The 5,096-nt window shown below is 54.2% G+C and carries 5 protein-coding genes; 4 read left to right on the top strand and 1 reads right to left on the bottom strand.

All coding sequences use genetic code 11. The features are described 5' to 3' along the window. The 3 genes from VIN66_RS13160 to VIN66_RS13150 all read left to right on the top strand — a co-directional run. The coding region (locus tag VIN66_RS13160; RefSeq protein ID WP_331924404.1) for an efflux RND transporter permease subunit at positions 1–639 on the top strand (639 nt) is incomplete at its 5' end. After that, positions 636–3,701: an efflux RND transporter permease subunit gene (locus VIN66_RS13155; protein WP_331924403.1), complete on the top strand. Its 3,066-nt coding sequence runs from the start codon at positions 636–638 to the stop codon at positions 3,699–3,701. The genes VIN66_RS13160 and VIN66_RS13155, both read left to right, overlap by 4 nt. A gap of 118 nt (positions 3,702–3,819) precedes the next feature. After that, positions 3,820–4,506, top strand: coding sequence for a glutathione S-transferase family protein (locus VIN66_RS13150; protein ID WP_331924402.1), 687 nt, complete (start codon positions 3,820–3,822; stop codon positions 4,504–4,506). Here the strand turns inward: VIN66_RS13150 and VIN66_RS13145 are convergent. Further along, on the bottom strand, positions 4,503–4,685 hold the full coding sequence (locus VIN66_RS13145) for a ribosome alternative rescue factor ArfA (RefSeq protein WP_331924401.1): 183 nt from the start codon (positions 4,683–4,685) through the stop codon (positions 4,503–4,505). The two genes, VIN66_RS13150 and VIN66_RS13145, sit on opposite strands and share 4 nt — an antisense overlap. Before the next feature lie 160 nt (positions 4,686–4,845). Between VIN66_RS13145 and VIN66_RS13140 the strand changes: the two genes are divergently transcribed. Then, a partial coding sequence (locus VIN66_RS13140; RefSeq protein WP_331924400.1) for a glutaredoxin occupies positions 4,846–5,096 on the top strand: 251 nt, incomplete at its 3' end.

Genomic DNA, 5,096 nt, shown 5'->3' with positions numbered 1-5,096 from the left:
GGCTATTCACTCGGTGAGGCGGTAGCGGCCATTGAGCAGGTGCAGCAGCAACTGCAATTGCCGGCTGAAGTAGAGTTGAGTTTTCAGGGCGCCGCTGAAGCATTCCGCGCCTCGCTCAGTAACACTTTGTGGCTGGTACTGGCCGCTATTATCACTATGTATATTGTGCTGGGCATTTTGTACGAAAGCCTTATTCACCCGGTGACTATTTTATCGACATTGCCATCTGCCACGGTAGGCGCGTTGGCGGCGTTACTGCTGACCGGGCAGCCGCTGGATCTGATTGCTGTTATTGGCATAGTGTTGCTGATTGGTCTGGTGAAGAAAAACGGCATTATGATGGTCGACTTTGCACTGGATGCGCAGCGTAATCAGGGTATGTCGCCACGCGATGCGATTTATCAGGCGGCGCTGATGCGGTTCAGACCCATTCTGATGACCACTCTGGCAGCTTTATTTGGCGCTATACCACTGATGCTGGCGTCGGGCTCGGGGGCAGAGCTACGCCAGCCGCTGGGCCTGGTCATGGTCGGTGGTTTGCTGGTCAGTCAGGTACTGACACTGTTTACCACGCCGGTGGTGTATTTATGGTTTGACCGTCTGGTACGCCAGCGCGATACCCGGGCTGTAACAGCATGAACCTGGCGCAACCTTTTATTCAACGGCCGGTCGCCAGTGGCTTAATTGCCACCGCTATTATGCTACTGGGGTTATTGAGCTGGCGTTTGCTGCCGGTATCACCGTTGCCGGCGATTGATTTTCCGATGATTGTGGTGACCGCCAGTCTGCCCGGTGCCAGCCCGGAAAGTATGGCGGCGACTGTCGCCACACCACTGGAGCGGGCACTGGGTAGTATTTCCGGTATTCGCCGCATTAGCTCGTCCAGCAACCAGGGGTCAACTCAGGTACGGCTGGAGTTTGAGCTGGACCGCAACGTAGACGATGCCGCGCGCGAAGTGCAGGCGGCAATTAATGCTGCGCGTGGCCAGTTGCCATCCGGTATGCCGGGTAATCCGGTGTACCGTAAGTTTAACCCGTCGCAGGCACCGATTATGGCGCTGGCGCTCAGTTCTTCACATCTGGCCGGCAGTGTGCTGTATGACAACGCCTCCACCGTACTGGCGCAGAAGTTGGCACGTATTAGTGGCGTCGGGGAAGTCGAGGTGTCCGGCTCGTCGCTGCCGGCCGTGCGGGTGCAACTGAACCCCGGTATGCTGACACACTATGGTGTGGCGCTGGATGAAGTACGCAGTGCCATCAGTGCCGTCAATGCCTCGGTACCGCTGGGAGTGCTGGAAACTGATACGCTGCGCTGGCAACTCGCCACCAGTGAAACGTTGCGCCAGGCCACTGACTATCAGGATTTGGTGGTGAAGTATGTCGATGGCGCTGCCATACGTTTATCAGATGTGGCGCTGGTGACCGACTCGACAGAAAACCGTTACAGCTCGGGCTTTCATAACGACAAAGACGCCGTTATTCTGCTGGTCAGCCGCCGCAGCGGAGCCAATATTGTTGAAACCATCGACGCCATTTATCAGCAATTACCGCTGCTGCAGGCATTAAGTCCGGCTGGTGCCGATTTAACCGTAGTGATGGATCGCAGCCCGGTGATCCGCGCGACGCTGGCCGAAGCGCAACTTAGCCTGCTGATTGCCGTGGCGCTGGTGGTGTTGGTGGTGTGGGCATTTCTGGGTAACTTACGCAGTGCGCTTATTCCCAGCCTGGCCATACCGGTGTCGTTGGTCGGTGCTTTTACCGTGATGTACCTGTGCGACTTTTCACTGAATAATCTATCGGTAATGGCGCTGATCGTCGCAGCGGGTCTGGTAGTGGATGATGCCATAGTGGTGGTTGAAAATATCCGCCGCCATCTGGAGCGTGGTTTGCCCGTGCTGCAGGCAGCAAGACAAGGCGTAGCTGAAGTAGGCTTTACCTTACTGTCGATGAACCTGGCGCTGATAGTGATCTTCCTGTCCATTCTGTTTATGGGCGGGCTGGTCGAACGGCTGTTCCGCGAGTTCTCCATTACGCTGGTAGCGGCGATGGTGATTTCACTGCTGATCTCACTGACACTGACACCCAGTTTGTCAGCGCTGCTGCTAAAAAGCGGCCCGGCGCAGCAAAGTAACGGCATATTCAGTCGCATTAGTGCCGGCTACCGGCGCAGTATTGACTGGGCTTTGCTGCATTACCGCGCGCTGTTGGTATTGCTGGTGCTGCTGTTCGCAGCCACCGGTTGGCTGTTTAGCAAGGTGCCGGCAGGGTTACTGCCCGAGCAGGATACCGGCCAATTAAATGGTTTTGTCCGCGGCGATGATGGCGCGTCATACCAGATGATGCAGCCGAAGATAGAAGCCTTTCGCCAGTATGTGCTGCAAGACCCGGCTGTAGCCGATCTGACCGGCTCTGCTGGCGGCAATACCGGTGTCAGTAACTCCTGGATGCGGGTGCGGTTAAAACCGTTGGCCGAGCGGCAAATCTCCGCCCGAGAAGTAGTAGACCGGCTACGCAACAATGCACCGAAAGTGCCGGGTGGCATTTTATTTATGAACGTCGATCAGGATATCCGTTTATCGTCGCCGTTTAGTCGCAGTGATTATGAAGTACAACTGCTGTCTGATGATTTGCCGCTGCTGCGTCAGTGGGGCAAAAAGGTTGGTGAGAAACTGCAGGAAGTGCCTGAGCTGGTCGATGTAAATACGCCTGGCGGTGAAGATGCGCAGCAAATAGAGTTGCAGATAGACCGCGAAGCCGCGCAGCGCCTCGGTGTCGATATGCGCACCGTGGCAACCTTGCTCAACAATGCTTTTTCTCAGCGCCAGGTGGCTACGTTGTATGATCAGCAGAACCAGTACCGCGTCGTGATGGAGTTACTGCCAGGTTACACGGCCCAGCCAGAAGTGCTGCAGCAACTGCAGATTGTGACCGCAGACGGCCAGCAAATTCCGCTGGCGGCGATTGCCAGTTATCGGTATGGCCTGGCGACCGACCGGGTACAGCATGATGGCCAGTTTGCCTCGGTAAATATCGGTTATGCGTTGGCTGAGGGCGTCACGGTGCAGCAAGCATCGGCGGCGATTGATCAGGCATTGGCAGAGCTGATGGTGCCGGGTGCTATTCATGCCATAAGCGGCGAGAACCAGCGTAACGCTATGTTCAGCACAGGCGATCAAACCTGGTTGATCATTGGTGTCATCGTGGCGGTGTACTTACTGCTGGGTGTGCTGTATGAAAGCTTACTGCAACCGCTGACCATCTTATCGACACTGCCTTGCGCGGCCCTGGGTGCTTTGCTGGCGCTGTATCTTACCGGCGGTGATTTTAACCTGATCGCCTTGCTGGGGCTGTTCCTGTTAATCGGTATAGTGATGAAAAATGCTATTTTGCTGGTCGATTTTGCGCTGGCTGCTGAGCGGCAGCAGGGGCTATCAGCCATGGAGGCCGTTGCACTGGCCGCGCAGCAGCGCTTAAGACCAATTCTGATGACTAACTTTGCCGCTTTGCTGGGAGCCCTGCCGCTGTTGCTCGGCGTCGGCGAAGGCTCCGAGCTGCGCCAGCCATTGGGTATTACCATCGTCGGTGGCTTGCTGGTCAGCCAGTTACTGACGCTTTACACCACACCAGCGGTGTATGTGTTGATCAGCAAATTACGCCTTAAGCTGGCGGCTAAGCATATAGTGCCAGCCGACGTGGCTTAAGGCAGCTGTGCTATGGCGTCAGCTGGTGCAATATGTTGCAGTGCGGTCTTAAGTTTCACGGTGTCAATCCCAAGAAATGACATAATGACCGGCTCAACGCCGATATCAAGGAGCAGCTATGATCACGTTTTACTACCATCCGTCACCTAACCCGGCAAAAGTGGCGCTGTTACTGGAAGAAACCGGCCTGGCGTATAAAATGGCGCCGGTAGATACGCGTAAAGGCGAACAACATAGCCCGGAGTTTCTTGCCATTAACCCTAATGGCAAGACGCCGGCGATTGTTGATGGTGACACTACTGTGTTTGATAGCAATGCGATCTTATTGTATCTGGCAGAGAAAAGCGGTCAGTTTCTGGCAGACAATACGCCACAGCGCCGCGGGGAAATGCTGTCCTGGTTAATGTTTATCGCAACCGGTATTGGCCCTTACACCGGCCAATATGTGCACTTTAATCATTTTGCTCCTGAACCCAAAGCTTACGCGGTTAACCGCTATGAATTTGAAGCCTGGCGGCACTGGAACATTATTGAGCAGCAGTTAGCCAAACAGCCGTATATGCTGGGTGAGCATTATAGCCTGGTTGATATGGCCGTATGGGGGGGGGCGCGGGTATTACCCTTTGCGCTGGGTGAAAACGCTTTTGCAAAATTGCCGAATGTAAAACGGTTGCTGGATACCATTAATGCCCGCCCGGCGGCGCAGCGCGCTGAAGCACTGAAAACACAGCATCAGTTTAAAACCGAGATGGATGATGACGCCCGCAAAGCGATGTTTCCACAAAATGAGCGCTTAAAAGGTTAGTGATACACCAAAACAAAAAGGGCGTAATCTTTGGAATTACGCCCTTTTCGCTTATACGAGCCTTTGCCCTTCTTCGCCTTCACCACTCTGGTCTGAAACAGTTTGCTGGTGACTAAGGCTTTTACTGCATTATCGCGGATTTCACCGCGGCCATGCTCAGTTGCCGCTGTTTTACTCATCTTCATTACTCCCGGTTAAAAAACGCGCACAGTGTAACGCCCCGCTTTGACCTGAGCAATGGCAATCAGTTCCGGGCGGTTTATCTGAATGGTTAGGAAAAGTGACTGTCTATACTGTCTTTATCGCAACAGTCTTTTAATCTTACTGACGGAGGAGCAAATGACTAAGCAAGCCACGTTGTACCGGATGAAAACAGCTGAACATATCTGCCCGTTTGGGCTGAAATCAAAACATCTGCTAAAGCAGCAGGGGTTTGAGGTGTCAGATCATCTATTGACATCTAGGGCACAAACCGATGAATTTAAGCAGCAACATGAGGTGAAAACGACGCCACAAACCTTTATTGACGGCAAACGTATCGGCGGTTACGACGACCTGCGCCGCCATTTTGACAAACCCCCTGCCGGCCA

Source organism: Rheinheimera sp. (genome assembly GCF_036568245.1).
GTDB lineage: Bacteria > Pseudomonadota > Gammaproteobacteria > Enterobacterales > Alteromonadaceae > Alishewanella.
The sequence above is the reverse complement of the archived record's forward strand: the minus strand, read 5'-3'. Positions and strand labels throughout refer to the sequence as shown.